The organism is Caballeronia sp. dw_276 (assembly GCF_018449635.1).
In the GTDB taxonomy this organism is placed as follows: Bacteria; Pseudomonadota; Gammaproteobacteria; order Burkholderiales; family Burkholderiaceae; genus Caballeronia.
Genome location: NZ_JAAVUV010000024.1, coordinates 1 through 20,374 on the forward strand (window position 1 = coordinate 1; position 20,374 = coordinate 20,374).

A 20,374-nucleotide genomic window follows, 5' to 3' on the forward strand; every position below is an offset into this window, starting at 1 on the left:
CCAAGGAAGCGCTGCGCGAATCCGTAGGCATGGGCCTGCTGTCGGCCGGGACCTCCTTCATCGCAGGAGTGGCCACCTCCCAGCTTCTGCGCACAGGCATGGCACGCAAGGCGACAGTTCTCGTTCGGGTGGGCGTTAAGGCCATCGCCCGGACCGAGTGGGGCCGCATTGCCGTCGACAAGATTGCGTCGGCCGCCGCAGGAAAGACGCTCTCGGGTGCGGCCGCGACGAATTACCTCTCGCGGCTCCTGCGCTCAAACGTCATCACCGCCGTGGTCACGACTGTCGTCATCACGGGTCCGGACATCTACCGAGCTGCAATTCAAAGAAGCGTTTCCTGGAAACAGGTTGGCAAGAACCTCGTGGTCAACGGCGTGGGCGTGGTAGGTGGAACCGCGGGATGGATGGCGGGCGCCGCAGCAGGGGCCGCCGCTGGAACGGCAATCTTTCCGGGCGTCGGCACCACGGTTGGCGCTTTCGCTGGAGGGCTTGTCGGTTCAATGGGGGTCGGTGCGGGCTCCGCTTACCTCGCGAAGAAAGCGATGGACTACGTCGTTGAGGATGACACCGAGGCGCTCGTGAAAACCATTGAGGCAGTATTGCCTGTACTGGCAGACGAGTTTCTGATGACCGAGACAGAGTTCGACCAGCTCCTCGAGCAGGTCGGCAAGGAATGCACTGTGCCGTTTTTCCGCGAGATGTACGCGCAAGACGCACGCGAGCTTTTCGTGCGGGTGAGCTTCGAACCCAACTGCGAAGCAATCATCCGGCAGCGCGTGACAGTTATCCCGCCGACTGAAGAAGAGGTTCAAGCTGAGCTCAACGACGTCCTCGCGTCGATTGACCCGGATGAACCAGATGACGAGTTGGCACCAACGGACTACGTTCCGAACTTCGTTTTCGCGGCCGAACAGTTCAAAGTCACCGCCACGTTTGCGAGCTCTGGTTTTTCGTTCTGGCCGTGGAATTAGTTCTCTCGTAGCGCAGCTAGCAGCGAAAACGTGGCGACAGTTTTCGCGACAACACCTTCGCTTGGGGCGACGTCTTGCTGCGATTTAATCCGCAGGAAATGGTTGCCGCTACAACACTCAACGCGAGTTCAAGTGCTTTGTGGGACCCGTCCGTTTGGACGAGCTCCCTAGTTGACCGAATGCGCGTGCATTGGTCATCTTTGGTCAGGCGCGCAGCTCATGTATTTCGGCGTCTAGATAATCCCCAGGTGGAAAGTACGTAAAGTTTCCGAACCCCTTGTAATTCTCCACGTACTCCCCTAGGCGGCGGCATCGACAGACCGCTCGTTTTCTAAAGCGCACCTCGACTCGCCATCTTTTCCTCTCAACGGCGTCCTCGCGGACCGAATTGAGGGAAGGAACTCCTCCCAACAAAGCTCTTGCGCCGACTACTCCGTGTGGCGAGTGGCGACCGGTCCGTTAGTGTCTCAAAATTACTCCGACACGATAGTCAAGAAGGTCGGCCATGCACCGCCATTGGTCATATTGGTGATTTTGTACCGGTCCGCCATCTGAAGAGCCTGCGCCTGAAGGGTCCCGTTGAAGTCAAAATACGTTTGCTCGCGATAAGGCGTTTTTGGCTGCCAGTAACCAACACCTTGGTCCAGTATAATTTTACTCTTCTTGCCCGATGCCCAAAATATCGAGATGACCCGGCTATGTTGAAGGTCGTATGACTTTTCGACCATCGTGATTCGGGGCTCCACGGAAACGATAGTCTGCAGCCACGCTATTACTAACTCGTTCAGGTCTTCACAGCGACTCCAGTCGTGCTTGATACTGTTAGTCAAGTGTGTTGCTTTGGGCTGGAGAATCTTAATGTCCAGACGATGAAGGTCATCGTTCTTGAACAGAGAAAGGAACCCACTCAACACCATCAACGACCATGGCGACTTGAGATAACGGTCGCTGTAGCTGATTTCGGTGGCGCGGTCTTGTTCTATCAGCTTTGCGAATGAGGGCGCCGCTTCCTGAAACAGCGCGTTCAGTCGCGTTGACAATGAGGACACGGGCCCATTTAGCTCTGTTACGACGTCCAGAACCGTGGCACCCGTATCGCCGCTATCCCAGCGAGCCATGTCGATTGGCGTCACGTTGAATGGCTTAACTAGCGTCGTTGACACCCAAACGCTGGAATTGTTCGTCTGCAGCCAGCCTTCTCCAGGAATGCCTGAGTCGCAGGTAGTCGTAAAAAGCGTCTGGGTATCTTCCCCACGGCAAATTTGCACGACACCAGGAACGCCAAAGGCATCCCAGCTATCGTCACACTGGCATATATGCACGCCAAGTTTGTCCAAAATGCAGAGGCTTCGTTTAACGTCGTTCGAGAGAAGTTTCGACTGCGGAAATGCGATGCTAACGTCAAGCGAATCCATAACTTTCCAAGTCAATACCCTATCGCGGAATTCTGGAAGGTCCAAGTCCCATTCCCTAGGGTCACCGCGCAATAAAAATTGAATGGCGGTCGCACCTTTGTTGATAGTTTCTTGAATGAAGCGTTGTGGGCCGAAGGAACAATATGTCGCGCCGGGAATGCGGTGGAACTCAGCGGGCAATTCAAGATGCCGCAGGAATTCGTTTACCTCAAGCCATCCCTTTGCCGCGTGTCGGTCCAATTCCTCGTACTCGACACGACTGTCCTGACTCGCGAGGCAAGAGGAACACACGTTTTCACAATCAGCTGGGCAACTCAACTTGTGCGCAGCTTTTGTCAGCAGTTTTATTACCTGTGGTAGGCCCGTCAACACAAATCCAGCGCCGCCGTTGACTCGGTCAAAGAGCTGAATGACGGACCGTATTTTGCCCGTTGAGATGTCTCTATCGAGGCGCACACCAAACCCCATTTCCGTGCTCGAAACGCCAATCTCATCGGCGATTGCGTCACGCAACGCGACTGCCAGTGTGGTCGCAATGACTTCCGCCTCCGTGGAGCTTCCGAGCCACTCTCCGGTTTTCGGGCTCTTCAGAAAAAGCTCGAGAACGTCGGTAGCAGTGTGATAGCCGAGATAGACGTTTGCTTTGACCGATGTGCCTGCGCACGTCTTGTCTTTGCGGCTGCCAGTGGCTCCGCCGACCGGACGATGGGGTTTGTCAGGACGAAGCGAAGCAGGAACCTCGCTGTCGTGGGTCATCGACTCCGCGCGTCCGCATGCAAGGCAAATCGCGTATCCATTCTCATGCTCGCCAGACGAGTGATAGAAGACGCTGCCGTTGTGGCCAAAACGGAGATATCCGCAGCGGCTGTCCGGTAGCGCGAGCGTTTCGCCGTCAAGTTGAATTCGCGGGGGCGCAACCCGTATGAATTTTTGTACGCTGATGTCGTTGGTTGTCGACTCGTAAAAGTCCGTGACGAATCCTGATGGGCGAAGCACCAGTTTCTTCTCTGTAGGAAGAATCGGATTAGCGCATTGCGTACACTGTACGTTAACACTGTTGGAGTAAGCGTTCTCGGTGAAGCCCGCTGTGCCGCAATTCGTGCAGCGCCAGGCGATATCAAATTTCTGAGCCTCCTTTATAGCGCCACCCGAGTGCCAATGTAGACCTATCCCCGCGGACCGGTACACCCGTCCATCAATGACGATTTGTGCGCCCGGTGCATATTCGCGTATGGCGACGTCCAGTCCGCGCGTTGGTTGTTCCTTTGAAGTGAAGATATTGTCCTCTCGGCTCTTCTCGTCTCGTTGACGAGTCCGGTCCTTGAAATCTTCGACGTTATAGGTGTTTAGATTCACGACATCGGTTGGAAATCCGTAGCCGGGCAGGAAGGTACGGGCGGCGAGGTCACGCAACAGATATTCTTCTTCGTGGCGCTTCAGTTCGAAACTGAGTGCCTTTCTGTAAGGCTCGTCTGTGGCAGATGCGAGTAACTGGGTAAGCTTCCCGTGCTCCAAACCCCAGCGAGACTCGAGTGGCAGCAAAATCGCAATGGCGTCGTCGATGATTGAGGACAAGGACCTCGCCGCCAGATTGGTTCCACGAGCAAGGTCCGCAACACTTGCTTTGAGCCCTTCAGGCTCGCTTCGTATCCAGTCAATGAAACGAGAGCAGGTCGACGTCTCCCCGCCACCAAAAAACCATTTCAAGTTGAGTTTTGTGCGGTCCGTTCCAGTGTCACCGAGCGTTCGCAGGAACTTAGCGAGAAGCATCGAATTGACGTGGCGTTGCACTATTCGGTCCGAGCTAAGGGTAATACTCGGTGCCGGAATGGCCGTGATAAACGGCCATTTCGGTTCCTTGAACGCGCGTTGATTGTGCGGGTCAGCCTTGCATAAGGTGTACGCGATTGAGCGGGCTTCATTGCGGCGGCCTGCGCGACCGGCGCGCTGGAGATAGTTCGCTGGATGGGGAGGCACATTGTTCATGACCACCGCAGATATGCCACCGATGTCGACACCCATTTCCATAGTAGTCGAGCAATTCAGCACATTGATTTTGCCGCGCTTGAACATCTCTTCGTACGTTTCTAGCTTGGTCGAAGATTGCTGCGCAGAATGTTCCGCGGTCCGGTAATAGAATCCACCTTCCGCCGTTCGGTCGCTTAGGTCGGTCCAGAGATTTTGTACCCTAAGTTTTCGGATATCTGAATTCTCCGCGACAAGCCTGCGAACCTGAGTCTGTACAGACTCAGAATCGCCACCCGGCAATAGCTGGGAAAAAGTCGGAAGCTGAACTTTTCGGCACTGAAAATCTCCTTCGCGAAACCGGTCAGGCAGGTACGGAGTCAGCCCACGAAACACGGTGTCGAACATTCGATGAGTCAGTGGGCAAACCCACGCGACGGTGGGAAGGGAGAACGTTAGGCTGTTGAGGTTTAACGCGTGCCCCCCTTCGAACTGCTCAAGTATTCTCGCTCCAACCAAAGCTGTCCAAGCTTGCTCAAGAAAGTGGTTGATGATGTCTTTGTCTTCGGCTCGGGCTCTGTCGAGGTTGCATCCTAATTCGAGCAACTTAGTAAGGCGGTTGGCTCTCCCTTGCTTCACCAGGGGCCACTTTTTAAACGTAGAACCTTCCGCCGCGTCCCGCCGTGGCGGCATTAGGGTTTTCGACGTGAACCGTCCTCCCATCCACCGCTGCATCGTCGGGTCGAGGCGGATAAAGGTGTTCTCGCGCACATGGAAGTCGAGCGCAATCTTGAGAAAATCTTTCCAATCCTGGAGCGTCAGCTTGGTCGCGACGTCGTTATCTTTGCCTGGTAGGGGCTTCGCTTTGCGTTCGCCCCATAATGAGGGCGCACTAGTGACATTCTCGAGACCACTGTAGCTGATACGTACGAGGCCCAACGTCTCCGTGCTGTTCTGATTCTTCGGTCTGCGCGAGTATTCCCGAGCAAGAAGAAGGCGCGCCATCGCGGGAGCAGCTTCATGACCACCGAAGAGTTCTGGATTAGCGTACTTGTTGTAGTCCAGAATCGATTGCGCTATGTCTTTAGATGTGGCCAACTCACTCACCATTTCGGGCCAGGAAGTTTCGCTGGCTCTGCCGCCAGAAACCCCAGACTTAGATTCTTCCGCCATTTGCAGGTACCTGGCGGCTATGTCACTTAATCCGATGTCTTTGGCGCGCCTCGCTTCCTGAATGAGCGCATCATAGCCGACCGTGGGCACGTCCTTAGGCTTTGCATCGAGCTTCGCTTGGGCATTGCGCAGCACTTCAAAAACAAGCCCTCGGAGGCGAGACCGTTCCGCTTCTTGCTGCATGCGGACCGCCATGCGCGCTGTACCTTGGCGGCTATCCGTGAACGTAATTAGCTTCCTCCCGCGCCCCGGAAGCTCTTCTGGAGATTTGCCGTCGCAATCGTCGGGAGCCGGGTCCGGGCAGAACTCGAGGACGGTTGGAACTGCGTTCGCAACATAGAACGGCGCGCCGAGGTATGCTTTGCGAAGCGCTACAGGTGACTCAGTAAAGCCAGTCTCGCAACGACTGCAGCGTGCGTCAGACTCGGGCGTAGCAGCGAGTTCGATAGTGTCTGAAGATGATGGAGTGCCTACGGCCAGGGTCTTGAGGTTAAGTGCCAGTGGGAAATATGGGTCATTCTGTGTATCCGACGCTGCCAGGATGAACTTCTCTGCGCGCTGTCGCTGCCGGGGACTCGACGATGGTTCGATACATGCTACGTCCTCTGCGGGACTCTCGTAGCTCAGGGAGAACTCGTCGCTTGCGTAAGGGCTGCGTTGCAGAAGTTGCCCAGCGTTGTCTTCCGCCAGAAGGTGAGGGGTTTTGCACTCTTCACAAAAGCCAAGTTCGTAGACAGGCGCATGACAATCACAGCGCGAGCGTTGCGTCACGTAGACGTTCCCGAACGGCCAGGAATAAAGATGTCCAGGTTTCGCAGAACAGTTTGGGTCGACGCAAGACCAAAGCCCGTGCAGCATGCGCTGGAAGAGGTGCGCACGGAGTTTAAGAAACGGCGGCTCATCACCCGCGCGCCGCGTTCCGCTCATTAGGTCAAGCCATTCCAGGATTTCGCGCTGTTTAGCAGCCAAATCTTCGCCTTGCAGGGCGTTGCCCGCGGCTTGGACCAGTTCGTTTAGGTCAAGAGGGCGGCCCTTGCTGACAACAGCGTGGCGCAACTCGCTGGCTAGAGGATGATTGGCGAGTGCCGAAAAACGCGTAGCAGCGACTTCGTTGTTGCCGTCGATTGCGCGAACCGCTTCGAGGCTTCGCGGCTCCTGCGGCCCTGCCCGGTCGATATCAGGCACTTTACGAGAACCGCCAATTACAACAACTTGCTCGGGACGCACACCGGCCAGACTTGCGAGATAGTGCTGCAATCGTTCCTTCGCGTTGCCGTCGGCGATGGTTGCCGAAGTTGCGACAAAACGGATTTCCTCGGGTCGTTTGCCAAACGCCTGAACGACGCGTCGCAGGAGCAGCGCGAGCTCGGCGGCTTGGGAACCTATGTAGGTGTGCGCCTCATCCAGTACTACCCAGCGCAGCGAGCGCTGCTGACGAGAAATCTCGAGGATTGGAGCATCGACCTGTCGAACCAACATGTACTCCAGCATGGTGGCATTGGTCATCAAGACAGGTGGCGGCTCCCTGCGGAGTTGCTCACGTGACAGTACTTGGTTCAGCCGTTGTTGTTGCAACTTGCGAACTTGACTCGCGCTTTCCTCCGTCTTTCCGTTGTACAGGCAGAAGCGGATATCGGAGCCGAAGCTTTTCGTCCACGCGTCAAGCCGTTCCTGCTGCGAGTTGATGAGCGCGTTGAGTGGATACAGGAACAGCGCGCGCACACCAATGAGTGGTCGCCCGGTCTTCTCGCGTTCGCGAATCAGGTCTTCCAAAATGGGCACCATGAAGCATTCTGTCTTCCCCGAGCCCGTGCCACTCGTGACTACTGCGGATTTTGGTGTTGGTCCGAGAAGGGTTTCCCATGCCTGCAGTTGGTGAATGTAAGGGTGCGCATCCGATGCAAAGCGGTACGGAGGCTGAGCATTCTGGAGCGTATCGAGCAGACTCGCCGAGAGGAGGGTCCCCCTTAAATCATTCAGCGTGGTTTCCTCGGTCTCTTGCCACCCGAACGTATGCTCAAACACGGGCGGCGCCAAAAAACATCCGTCCGAACCAAGTTCATCGTTCATCTGCTGACCTAGATGGCTGCGCAGATTTTCGTCATTGATACCCAGCACGCTCAAAGTGGCCTCGCGAGCGCGACTCAGGCTTTGTTCAATCAGATTTGTAAAGTACCTCATTCGTTCCTCACACCTTCGCTGCTGCGAGTAAATAGGAGACCATCAATCCGTGAACCGGCGTGTACCAGCTGCTTCGGTCAAAATCAGAGACCATCTTGATTGCAAACTTCGCGTAGGACCGGTTCGCCTTTAGCTCGTCAATGTTTGCGATTCCGGCTGTCACAGACGCCATAAAAATCGGTAGGTAGGTGACAGCGTCAGAGAATTCAACCATGGACAACCCGCTAACCTGTTTGGGAAGCGCCTGTCGCTTTATCCATTCTTTGAGTGCAGGGCCAAGGTCGATTGGCCAATGATTGTTCCCTTCGTGCGACCGGCGTAGTTGTTGGTACCAACCTGGCAGGATAGATTCGATGGGGAGTTTTGGCAGATTGATGGGGTCGCCGGTCTCTAGGTAATTTCCTACCTCGTTGAAGCCCGACACGACGGTGGGAAGTACCGCTCGGCGATTCGTGAGGACGCTCCCCATCAGAATTTCAGGAACACCTTGCAGTGTGAGCCACTTCCGAAACTCGGCGTAGGCTTTCGCCCAAGCCGGCAATGGTATGCACTCCCATATCACCGCCAAGTCGTCCCGTATACGCTCGCAAAACAATTCGTCAAACTCGAGTCTGAAGACCGCAATCGCCAGCGCTGCCGGGTTACGAGATAGCGCGAGCCAGGCTTCGAACACAGATAGGGGAAGGTGGCGGTAGTGTTGTCGTAGGTCCGCAAGATACTGCCAGCCGCTATGGTCCAGGTCTATTGCCATATCGGCAACTTGCTGTTTGATGACGTCGGGGTGGGTTACCGGATGAAATACTCTCGCCGCCGTGTGCAGTGAACGGATTTCACTCGGTATTCCCGTGTTGCCAGGTTGCTGGGGTATATATAGCTCTGGACGGAACTGCGTCGGTGACTCATTGGCAGGATAGATGAGCCACGGCCCGTCGCGGAGCATCGCGGCGGATGTACTAAACCTGCCCGTTCCCGCGTCTTGACTTGTCATCTCGGGGATTTTGACGGGAGCCTGCTTGGGGTCCGGGAGTAGCATTGCCTCGACCGTCACTTCGGTCTGGAGCGTGTTCCGAGATGGGCTGGTTATGCCGAACGTCGAATGGTTTTCCCATCGAAGAGCACCGTTGTACCGCCGAACATCGAAGTGCAGAAGCCGCTGGTCCGTCTCTACAGTGACGCGCAAAAAAGCATCCTGGTCGTTGACCGCGCCGAGCATCTGCAGCATGTCGGCCTGGTAGCTAAAGAGGCTAAGCAATACCGGCACGTTGGCTGTTTTTACGACATAGTGTCGGGAACAGCGACGCTCTCGACCGACCAGTTCCAGTTGTAGGCAGAATTCGGCGCCGTTTGGCGCCGAGGTAGAAAGCGCGACCCGAAGGCCTAGCAATTCAGCCAGGGTGAACTCACGGCGAGCACTTGCCTTCCCATCTGCCCCAAGCAATCGGGCGCCTTGGTATGGAAACGGCAGTCTGAATCGAATCAATTCAGCGCCAGAATCGCCGCGTGCTTCGAGTGTTAGGAAGGCAGGTGGCTCGTCGCCTTGGTGCTCCAAGAAGATAGTTGTGTCTTGGTCGCCGAACTCCGGCCAGCTCTTGATTGCGTCGTTGACGACCTGCAATTCCAGCAATCGAGAGTTTTTCGCCACCAGACGCGCGGGTTTGCCGGACGACGCCGGAAACAGTGAGATGGAGAAACCTCTGGGAACAACGCCGAAACGACGCTGAATAAGGACGTCACCGGACGTATTTTTTGCGCTGTAGCGAATACTGCCGAGATGTTCTGCGCCTTTAGTCGAAGTAACCAGCTGCCGATTCGCGAATTCTTGGATATTGGGATGAGATGTCCCGACTTCGAACGAAGCCTCAAGCTTGGGCCAGCCCTCGTAGACTACCTGCGGTACGGACTCGTACTGTGCAATGTGTCCTTTCAGGGCGAATTGGCTGTGCCTTTCCGCGCTGCACCTAAGAGTTATCGAATAGTGTTCACCGGTATCCGAAGTCAAACGCAGGTCGTCGGTTGCTTCGAGCCACAGCGCGTCATCCGTTTCCGTCCGGACGGTGACCGCGCGGCTGCTCGAATAGCTAAATTTGCGCGGAATACGCACGCGGACCCGGTCGCCGGCGGTCGAACACGAAGCATTGGCAATGAACCACCATTCGTCACCTCTGCACTCAAATACCAACGGCAGTTCCTGGCCGTCAACCGCACCCAGCTCGAAGTGCACAACGTGCGCCGGGCTCCCATTTGCGAGCAACCTGAGGCTGATTTCGTCGCTCAACCGTATCCGGTCGAGCGAGACCTGAGTCCGCAGAAATCGAACCGACAATCCGGCTTCCCCGTCTTTTTGCTGGCCATACGCCGTGCCGGCTCTCGCAAGTAGCCGCTCGCCTTCGAAAAAGGCTAGTTCGAAACGCGTCGTATTGGACTTGAGTGGGTCGATGGGGAATTTTGCTTCCCGAGGAAGCGTGACCTCCGAGCGTACGCACCAGTTGTCCGCCTTCTCTAGCAAGCGATGGGTGCATGAAAACACGCCGGAGCTTGCACGCGCCGCTTCGCGCTCTTCGTGGCGTTGGCTGGCATCGCGCAGCCACTCGCTAATCAATCGCCTCGCATTGTCCTCGTCTAGCGGTAGCGGAAATTCCGACCACCATTTTGGACTCGCCTCGTCCAAATATTGAGCGGGGTCGCTTTTGTCCTTGAGTGAATATTTGGTGGCCAGATGCATCAACTGCTCGACGATTCCGGCGAGTAGTTGCCGGGTTTCGAGTGTGCGGAAGGTTAAAGGCAGGTCTTGCTCAAAATCGGCCATCAAATCGGTGGTCGTGCGGCGTCCGGCTTCTGTTCGATAGAAATACTTAAGGCCTTTTCGTACCACCTTCCCGAAGCCGTGCGACTCGCTCTGCACCAATGGCCATGGAAGTCCGCCCTCCATGAAGAGGGAGCCGAGAAAGTTATCTCGTCGATTCTGGTATTGGCGAATCGGCCGCTTCCAATACTGATAGAGCCCTTGCCTAACCAGTTCGCCGTGTTGCTGGGGCGTGAAACTGCAGCTCAGTCGATTTTCAAACCGCGCCCAAGCCCACCCGCCATCTTTCGCGTCGTACTCGCGGCGGAAGCTTTCTGCAACGAACAAGCAGAAGCCCGCCATCCACGAAAACCCGTAGGTCGTGTGGAAGGCGTGTGCGCGGTTGTCCAGGAGAACTTGCTCGAGTTCGCGATATTCATCTGGCGTTACCTGGTATCGGTACAGAGGAATGCCGGTGGCTCCTTTGAAGATTCCCCTGACTAGGAAAAATTCTGCCAACCACGCTCGAACTGGCGATACCGCACTCAACTGCTGAGACATGCCTGCTCCCGTCATGTTTTTTTGTTTTTAATAGAAGCGCCCGAACGCAATCCTTGTCTGCTTCTGTGTAATTGACCTATGCCGAGTCGACTCTATTGCTCAAGGGATAACTGCCTCATAACCCTGACGAGTAATGTGTCGGCAAGACACAACCTAAGATTGCCGCCATTGAAAGGCCCGATGCCGTTCCTTTCTCAGGAGGTGCTTAACCCTTATATATATTCTCTTTGTCTTATCGGCATCCGTCTCGGAAAGTTTAGGCATACGGCCATATTTTCCAATGCTTGGGCAGATGTGGTTATCCGGCGCGGAATCAATATGACTTCATGAAAGTGCGTGTAGCGTACCCGGAACCCACTATTTTGTCGTGAAGCAGCAAATGTGACGGCCCTCACTCCACCAACAGGCCGTGAGTCTAAGCTCAGATATGTGTCAGTGCGCCGGTCGCGAGAAACCGTACAGAGACAGAACTAGGAACATCGTGGCGCGAGTCGCGTTATCTATTGCAAAGCGCTTGAAACGGGCCGTTGCGCAATGAATAAAAGCCAAAATCGATTGGGAAAAGCCAATGAAACTCCTTACTGCACGGCACAAATGTATAGCACACAGCGAAGCACGGCCGAGAACCGTTAGACCATGGCGGCGACCGCGGATGAAGCTCAAGCCCCAAATACTGCAAGTCTTCAACACGAGAAATCTAACCACGTCGATATAGCGGAGGTAGAAAAGCCGTCACTTCCAATTACGCAACCGTACGTTCCGGTCTTTGAATGGATTGTTAGTTCTCTCGAATCACTTGAAGAGTCCGCGAGGAATCAAGGACGAACCAACCCTCGAAAAACTAGGCAAACCTAACTGCTTTACACAGACATCGCTTCGACTGCACCGGCAAATATTCGAGCACGTTCTTCCGTCAAACGCTGAATTTCAAGCGTTCTTTCATTGATGCCTTGGAGTGCATCCTTTGCCGTGGTACAAGCGCGCGCTGAAAGAAATGGAACGGTAAGTCCTCCAAGGTCCAAAATTCGAATGTTACGGACCGTACTTCCAGTGACGATTTGTCGAAGACGCTCTGCTCCGGTCCGACTTTTGAAGAAGAGATACAGTGCTTCCGCGTAACTTGCAGATTTCGGACGCAATATGAGGCAGGAGTTCGGCATGAATACAGGACCATCGTAAGCGTCCTGCACCAGCCCCATGGCACCGACCGCCCCCTTCGACACCATGACTATGTCTCCAGGTTGAAGGTTGGCAACTGTGCCAGGAGTCTTTATACGTTCCGTCTCGCCGGTCTGGTCTTCCGTTGTTTCGATAAACCGAACATACGGGGACGCACGGACCACGCTTTCGGTGCTCAAGCTTGCGCCCAAGCTAACCGAACCCGTTGATATCGACGACGGACGAATAATCTGCACGAGGTCACGTAGTGACGCGCTATTTTCGGCCGCCTCCTCCGCAGCCGATGAGCCAGTAAGTATCATGCGTGGAAGCAGCGAGCCATTGCGCATAATTTCTTCGATGCTCAGTCTACGACTGGTAATGGCATTCTCAACGCGGCCGTCGATGCCATCGAAAATGCTGCGGGTCAGGGTGCGGCTCGACTCAACTTCAATTCTCCGACCCCGTCCCCTGGTGCCCGCAGTTGGGCGCTCAGCCAACGTCATGACGAACACGGATGCATCTGCAGATGGCCCTCCAGCGAGTCGCAGAATCAACACAGAATACTGGTGGGTTGCAAGCGGCGTCACGCCATTGGGAAGCTCGAGTACCGCTTCTACACGACCCGAGAAGAGAAGTTCGTTCCGAAAATCAGCCCCCTTTCCAGTGCGATAGAGCATGGAACTCGGCACAAGCGCAATTAGCCGCCTGATACGCGAACCGACAGCCGAAATAACCCCGCGCAGGTCTTCACTGGCTGCATAAGGAAGCTGTTTTGCATGTGTACCGCCCGAGACGCCGGGAATAAGTGGAAACGCCGCTATCGCGACACCGTTAACAGCATCCGATTTAGAGACACGCTGAAACGGTAAAAATCCATTGGGCTTGACGCCAACCACGTCTTCAGCCTCTCCTATGACGGTCCAGGTTGTAGCACGGGTGATTCCGACACATAACGCCGGAATGTCAGACCCGGGGCAATACTGTTCGACCGACACGCCAGCGCCGTTCAAACGGGATGCCACAAGGCAAAGAGGGTCCTGCAGGACAACGGCCCGCGTATGCGCCCCCTCTAAAACAAGGTCCGTTAGGAGCTGCGCAATATCCGGCGTTAGAGACGCCTCCCCACGACGTCTGGCCGTGTCCGAAACCGAAACCCAATCAAGAATTTCAGAAAGTCGTGACGTCGCCTGGTCTAGTAGCGGCCGCAAGTCCGCCTGGGGGACGGGCGCCTTATCTGACTTGGGCGAATCGCCCCGTTGCATGCCGGCGAGCATCGACAGCGCAGCCTGATATGCATCAGGAACACCGTGGTCACGCAGGGTCACCACCAGATTCCGGAATACGTCGGTCGGGCTCAAAGAGCGATTCATCCTAGTTGCGCTCCGCTTGCGCGCTTCTGACCAGCCCTTCCGAGTACGGACGGGTATCTAACGTAACGTGAAAATCCAGCTTCACCGGCGGCAAGCTCAGCGGGTGGAGCGTCAGTACCGTAGCGAGAGCAATAAAAGTCGACCGCCGGGGCTGGCGCGACCTGGGCACAAGTGACATTTCTTCCTGCGTCGGATTGTTCATTGTTAGTCAACTCAGCGTTCAGACGAACAAATCATGACATGATTTAAATAAAAGTGCGAGGCGTTTTCGGCGCAAGTGGACACGAGATTTTATCTAGGCGCGCATCACAGCAACGAAAGCACTTTCGTCGGGTTTAGTTGCTGACTCGGTTAGCCCCCAAGTTCGTCAGTTGCGTGTTTCGGCGACCACTGAAGCTAGAGGACCAGCGAACCTACGTTCGAATTGTGGTATCACCCGGCGTTGGCCACCGGTAATGGTGCCAACCGGGACAATGAAACCACCATCTCGAAGTGACCACTGACACGCTTCGAGAAACGTTGCGATTTGGCTCGCTGCAAGCCTTTCCATGTCATTCATTTCGACGTTGGCGACAGACCAACGATATTCCCGGGTATGGAGTCATGGTACAGCCGCTGGTCGGCGCAGTAGGTCAGTCTCACTAAGCGATTTTGAAAACTTCACTCACTGATTTGCAAGCATCAAGGCGAAAAGGTTCAGAGTGCAGCCGCCGGTGGCGATTCCGACCGAGCCCGCAATGCCTCATAGAGCTGCGCCGGTCCAAGCAAGATGTCCTTCAGTCCATCCCTCACGCGTTCAGAGCCGAGCGCCTGCGTACTCATAGTGCTATGCGCTTCGAACGCATCCATGATTGCGTGTAGAAGTGCATTCTTCAGGTCCGGCGAGTTTGCGAACTGCTCTTTGCTGTTGCTCATGGCCTGTTTCATTAGCGTATCGTTCTCGAGCAGCTTGCCTTTGATGACTCCGTTCACATAGACCAACTGGTCGTCGTCACTAAGCTCTCCCTCAAATAGGCCGTTGACCTTTTGAATGATTTCGTCGAGGAATGCACGCTCCTTTTCCTGAACGGACCCGCTGCCTACTGCGTCCATCGGCCGCAACTTCTGCGCTTCACCAATCTTGAGATTCAAGGTCTGCCGACCACTATTGCGGAGATTGTGGTGCGTCAACAAGACTTTTGAAAGGTCCACAATGTCGCGTTCCCGCCCAAATTCCAGCAAGGGAATCAGGCGCTTGAAAAACATGAAGCGCTTCTCAATGTCAGTGTTGCCATAGTCGAAAATTTGGGACAGAAATGCGTACAGGCGGACGAATGCCCCCATGTCATTCTTGAACAAAATCAATGCGTCTTGAGCATCTTTCGCGGCTTGTGCTGCCTTGTCGTCATGTTGCGCTTGAGCATGGCTTTCGATTCCCTGGGCGGCCTTAAAGCGTTTGAGAAGCCTGTCAGCTATAGGCGCTATTGCCGCGCTCAGTTGAGCTTGTGTTCCCTTAGGGTCAACTTCGACCTTCGCGACTCGGTCGACTTCGAAATCGTCGTAATGGCCACTGGCATCGAGTTTTGCCCTCAGGTCGTAGACCTTGTTCGGGTCAGTGGTCGCCTCAAGCTCCGCAGTCTTATAGTAGGTCTTGAACGCCTTCAAAATCTCGGCAGCATCATTGACGAAGTCGAGAATATACGTTGTGTCTTTTCCCGGGTGCGCGCGGTTCAGCCGTGAAAGGGTCTGTACCGCCTGGATACCGCCCAACATCTTGTCGATATACATTCCGCAAAGCAGCGGTTGGTCGAAGCCCGTTTGGAACTTGTTCGCAACAAGCAACAGGTGATAGCCTGGGTCGCCAAATGCGTCGCGAATGTCCCGTCCCTTGAGCCCTGGATTCAGTTCCTTGCTCGTCTCGGTAACCGGCGACGGGAAGCTGTCTGGGTCATTGATTTCGCCAGAAAATGCGACCAAGACGCCCAACGGATAGCCTTGCTTTTCAATGTATGTGCGAATCGCCTTCTGCCAGCGCACGGCTTCCTTACGGCTGGCGACAACGACCATCGCCTTCGCTTTTCCGTCGAGAAGCGGCTGAACGTTTTCTCGGTAATGCTCGACGACGACCTGCACCTTCTGTGAGATGTTGTACGGGTGGAGGCGAACCCATTGCATCACACCTTTCATCGCGGTGTTGCGTTCGACCCGTTTCTCGTCGAGTTCATGGCCGTTATGCGCCAGTTTGAACGCAAGCTTATAGCTAGTGTAATTCTCCAGCACATCAAGGATGAAGCCCTCTTCGATGGCTTGGCGCATCGAATACACATGGAAGGGCTCGGGCTTGCCGTCGAGGCCGGGCCGGCCGAAAAGTTCAAGTGTCTTTTGCTTCGGCGTGGCAGTGAAGGCAACATACGTTAAGCCTTTAGCACCGGTGCGAGCTCCCATCTGAGCGGCAAGGATTGCCTCCGTGTCGACCTCTCCGCCATCTTGCAATGCGCTCCATTCCTCGGCAGACAACAACTGTTTCAGTTTTGATGCAGCCTCCCCGGTTTGTGAACTATGCGCTTCGTCAGCGATGACCGCAAACCGCTTTCCATCTGTTGCCGCGAGTTCCTGAACCGCCTGAAGCGCGAACGGAAAGGTCTGAATCGTGCAGACAATAATTTTCTTACCGTCTTTGAGCGCCTGCCCTAGCTGCGCGCTCTTGCTGCCATGCTCATTCGTGATAGTTGCAACTACACCGGTAGTGCGCTCAAAGTCGAAAATGGCTTCTTGAAGCTGCGAATCCAGCACCGTGCGGTCCGACACGACCAGCACGCTGTCGAACATCTTGTTATGACTAGCATCGTGCAAGTCAGCGAGAAAGTGCGCCGTCCATGCAATTGAATTGGTTTTGCCGGACCCGGCCGAGTGCTGGATGAGATATCGCTCGCCAGCGCCTTTGACAAGCGTATCGGCAACCAACTTTCGTGTGGCGCCGAGCTGGTGGTAACGAGGAAAGATGACGCTCTTCGGTTGTTTCTTGTCATCGCGCTTAGCAATCAGGTAACGTCCAAGGATGTCGAGCCAACTGTCACGTGCCCAGACTTCTTCCCAAAGGTAGGAGGTGGCAAAACCATCCGGATTTGGTGCATTGCCCGCAGCGCCATCGTTACCTCGATTGAACGGCAAGAAATATGTAGACGGCCCGGCAAGCCGCGTGGTCATCATTACTTCGCTTTGGCTCACAGCAAAATGTACCAGCGCTCCACCGGGAAAGCTGAGGAGAGGTTCGGCCGAGCCACCTTTAGGATGTGGATTCCGGTCGAAGCGATATTGGTCCACTGCGTCCTGTACGCTCTGAGTGAAGTTTGACTTCAGTTCGACCGTGGCGACCGGGATGCCATTGACGAACAGCACTAGGTCCAATTCTTCGAGCGGGTTATTCGACGAATGCCTAACCTGGCGCACGACGCGAAGGAGGTTGGCCGCGTACCGCTGCTGGATAGCGGGATTGATGGCGAGTGCCGGTTTAAATTGCACGAGCGACAGCGGCTCCTTGAGGCCGAGTATCTCGACGCCCCGACGCAACACGTCGAGGATGCCACGCTCGTTAAGATTCTTTCGCACGCGGTTGGCGAGAACCTCGCGCAAAGCGGGACCGTGTGTATTCGTCAATTGCCGCCAAGACACGGGCTGCGTGGCCTCAATCCATGCGAGTAGGTCGGGCCAATACAGCGCGCTCTCGCGGTCGTAGTGCGCCGCATCGCCTTCAACGTACAACCAGCCATTAGCACCGAGTTGCTCGCAGATTTCCGCTTCGAAGTGATGTTCCTGATGCAAGTTGCTCATGCGTTACCCGGAATGGTCTGTCGTTCGTCTACGATACGTTGGCCCGCGTCGCGAGTCGTCAGGTCGTCGCCGAACGGCAGAAGAAGCGGGCAATCGTAGTTCATGCTGCGGCGTCCAGCGCGGCCGGTTGCTCGCACACGTCTATCTTGCCAGTGACAGCGGCCGCAACCATGGCGCTGCGGCGTTCTCTGAGAAGGTCAATGGCGCGTTCAGCTTTTGCGGCAAGGGCATCAACTTTGACTACTTCGCGCTCGAGAAATTTGAGAATGGTTCTTTGCTCTTCAAGCGGTGGCGCTGTTGTTAGGAGGCACGCTACGTCGTCAAGGCTCAATTGCACTTTCGTTCCACCGTAGCCCTGTGTCGCAAGGTATGTTTTCCCGACCCACGACAAGCTCAGGTAGGCGACCCATAGAGGAAGAACTTTCTCTTTTCGCAGACGCACCAACGCAATATGCTGACTGACGAATGCGGGCTCCAAATTTTCCGGTACGACTGCTACGGAACCAAGATATGCGGTTATCGAGAACAGAAGGTCCCCCGACTGAACCCTTGTTCGCTGTCCTTCGGTACCCTTCGGGACTTCAACGCGCTGAATATCGGTCAAATCGAGGTTCACACTGTCACGGGTCAAGTTGCCGATTCGAAGAAAGAGGGCACCGTCGTCGGCGTAATGCTCCGCCCATCCCCTGGAGCCGCTGGTCAAGAACGTCAGGTCGCGCTTGATGGGAAACACATCCCAATGCGCAGGCACTTCCCCTAGCCAAGCTACACCAGAATCCTTCAACGGCGCGTCGGGGTTAAGGCCACGGGTGACGGCGTGCGAGATAGTGGCCTGGCGCTTTTCTGCCAGCAGGGTGAGGAGTTTCTCCTGCTCGATAATAAGTGCATCAATCTTGCGCGTTTCGTGGGTGAGGAAGGCGCTGATGGCGATTTGTTCCGAAAATGAGGGTCGCGGCACCCTGAATGCCCCTAACTCGTCGGCCGAAAGTTCTAGAAAGGTTGTGCCCTTTCCGCGCACATTCAGGGCCTCGGTTGCGACTGACAAAAAATAGGCATAGAAAAGCGATTGAATTCCCTCGCCGGGAATAAGCGATTTACAGCCTTGATTCGTACATAACTCGGTTGTGGCAATGGCGAGAGAGCCAATCGGAGCACGAGTGGAGAGGACGATGCTACCTTCGGGTACTAACGTCGCACCACATGATTTCAGCCCAGCCTCGCTGATTTTCCGTGCTGAATCTTCAATGTAAAACGACGCCAGTTTGCTCAGGTCGGCAGGGCTCACCCAGATGATGTCCCCTTCCCAATACGACGTTTCGTCCGATTTTGGTGTCGAGCCGCCGTAAATCGCGAAGCAACTCTTGAGCGGTGTAACGTCCCAATCAACTGGCACCTGACCAAGCCACGGGGCACCGCTCTCTTTGTACTGTAAGTATCGAGGCAAACTCATTCCGCCAACTCCTCGAGCATCTTCATGATGTTGGCCGACACAGCCTTCAATTCCTCATCAATCGCGTGCAAGTCGCGCGGCGGTTCGAATACATAAAAATGCCGGTTGAATGGAATCTCATAACCGACTTTACTTTTCTCTTCGTCAATCCAGGCGTCAGCCGCATGAGGCAGCACTTCCCTTTTGAAGTAGGCAGCAATGTCGTCAGAAACCGGCACATTCTCCGTATCGCGTAGCGCGCTGTCCGACTGCGGTTTGCCTTTCTGCTTGCCCTTCAGCCCGAGCACGACCTTCCCGTTTTGGTCGATTAGCGGTCGCTCGACAGTGATGGTGGTGTAACCAAAGTCCTCGTTCTTGAATACACGCGAGATGGGAACCGACTTTGCCCTACCGCCGATTGGCAACTCTGGCGCGTGACCGTTAGCAGGTACGACCCAACGGGAAAGCTCCTTGCCCTCGATGTCAAACACGGTCGTCAACTCGGCCTCGACGAAATCGCCGAAGAGCCGAGTAACGGCCGCAATTTGGTCATCCGACATTTCCTTCCGCTTACTGCCAAGGCTTTTGCGCATCTTTTGCCAGAAACTCGACGCATCGATGAGCTGCACCTTGCCTTTACGCTGCTGCGGCTTCTTATTCGACAGAATCCACACATAGGTCGAAATGCCGGTGTTGTAGAACATATCAGTCGGCAGGCCGATGATTGCCTCGACCAGGTCGTTCTCCAACACATACCGGCGGATTTCAGATTCACCCGAGCCAGCTCCACCGGTGAAAAGCGGCGAGCCGTTCAGCACGATGCCAAAACGGCTACCGCCTTCCTTCGCCGGACGCATCTTTGAGAGCAAGTGCATCAGAAACAGCATCGAGCCATCGGATACGCGCGGCAAGCCCGGGCCGAAGCGGCCATCAAAGCCCTTTTCCTCGTGCTCCTTGCGCACGGCCTTTTCGACTTTCTTCCACTCGACGCCAAACGGCGGATTCGAGAGCATGTAGTCAAACTTGCGACCGCCATGCCCGTCTTCCGACAATGTGTTGCCAGCAATGATGTTCTCGACCGGCTGCCCCTTAATGAGCATGTCCGCCTTGCAGATAGCGTATGACTCGTCATTGAGTTCTTGGCCGTACATTGTGAGACGTGCCGATGCGTTGTGCTCAAGCAGATATTCACCCGCTATCGAGAGCATGCCGCCGGTGCCGGCTGTTGGGTCATAGATGGTGCGAACCACCGCATTACCTGGCATGAGCACGTCATCGTCTTCAATGAATAACAAGTTGACCATGAGGCGGATGACCTCTCGCGGCGTGAAGTGCTCCCCGGCCGTTTCGTTCGAGATTTCGGCAAACTTGCGGATAAGCTCCTCGAACACCAGCCCCATCTGATTGTTGTCGACGACCTCTGGATGCAGGTCGATATTCGCGAATTTCTCAGTTACGAGGTACAGCAGATTGGCTTTGGCCAACCGTTCAACCTGCGTGTAAAAGTCGAACCGCTCGAATATGTCCCGCGCAGCAGGCGAGAACGCCTGGACGTA

Annotated in this window: 6 protein-coding genes and 1 pseudogene; 1 reads left to right on the forward strand and 6 read right to left on the reverse strand. The window is 55.3% G+C overall.

The annotated features are described in order from the left end of the window. Positions 1 to 971 (forward strand): annotated as a pseudogene (locus tag HB633_RS30230) (hypothetical protein); the annotation flags it as partial. Positions 972 to 1,444: 473 nt separating this feature from the next. Here HB633_RS30230 and HB633_RS30235 read toward each other — a convergent pair. The 6 genes from HB633_RS30235 to HB633_RS30260 form a co-directional block, all read right to left on the reverse strand. Then, complete coding sequence (locus HB633_RS30235) at positions 1,445 to 7,705, reverse strand: DEAD/DEAH box helicase (protein WP_213781804.1); 6,261 nt, start codon at positions 7,703 to 7,705, stop codon at positions 1,445 to 1,447. Positions 7,706 to 7,712: 7 nt separating this feature from the next. Further along, positions 7,713 to 11,048, reverse strand: a complete 3,336-nt coding sequence (locus HB633_RS30240; RefSeq protein WP_213781805.1) for an STY4851/ECs_5259 family protein — start codon at positions 11,046 to 11,048, stop codon at positions 7,713 to 7,715. 860 nt (positions 11,049 to 11,908) lie between these two features. Further along, on the reverse strand, positions 11,909 to 13,579 hold the full coding sequence (locus tag HB633_RS30245; protein WP_213781806.1) for a hypothetical protein: 1,671 nt from the start codon (positions 13,577 to 13,579) through the stop codon (positions 11,909 to 11,911). A gap of 696 nt (positions 13,580 to 14,275) precedes the next feature. Next, positions 14,276 to 17,389 (reverse strand): type I restriction endonuclease, encoded by a 3,114-nt coding sequence (locus HB633_RS30250; RefSeq protein ID WP_213781807.1) that lies wholly within the window; start codon positions 17,387 to 17,389, stop codon positions 14,276 to 14,278. A gap of 100 nt (positions 17,390 to 17,489) precedes the next feature. Beyond that, positions 17,490 to 18,839, reverse strand: a complete 1,350-nt coding sequence (locus HB633_RS30255) for a restriction endonuclease subunit S (RefSeq protein ID WP_213781808.1) — start codon at positions 18,837 to 18,839, stop codon at positions 17,490 to 17,492. Further along, on the reverse strand, positions 18,836 to 20,374 hold a 1,539-nt coding region (locus HB633_RS30260), incomplete at its 5' end, for a class I SAM-dependent DNA methyltransferase (RefSeq protein ID WP_213781809.1). The genes HB633_RS30255 and HB633_RS30260, both read right to left, overlap by 4 nt.

Bases quoted from the DNA above. Each gene is read 5' to 3' on its own strand.
- HB633_RS30235 (WP_213781804.1), bottom strand. From the start codon at position 7,705: ATGAGGTACTTTACAAATCTGATTGAACAAAGCCTGAGTCGCGCTCGC.
- HB633_RS30240 (WP_213781805.1), bottom strand. From the start codon at position 11,048: ATGTCTCAGCAGTTGAGTGCGGTATCGCCAGTTCGAGCGTGGTTGGCA.
- HB633_RS30245 (WP_213781806.1), bottom strand. From the start codon at position 13,579: ATGAATCGCTCTTTGAGCCCGACCGACGTATTCCGGAATCTGGTGGTG.
- HB633_RS30250 (WP_213781807.1), bottom strand. From the start codon at position 17,389: ATGAGCAACTTGCATCAGGAACATCACTTCGAAGCGGAAATCTGCGAG.
- HB633_RS30255 (WP_213781808.1), bottom strand. From the start codon at position 18,839: ATGAGTTTGCCTCGATACTTACAGTACAAAGAGAGCGGTGCCCCGTGG.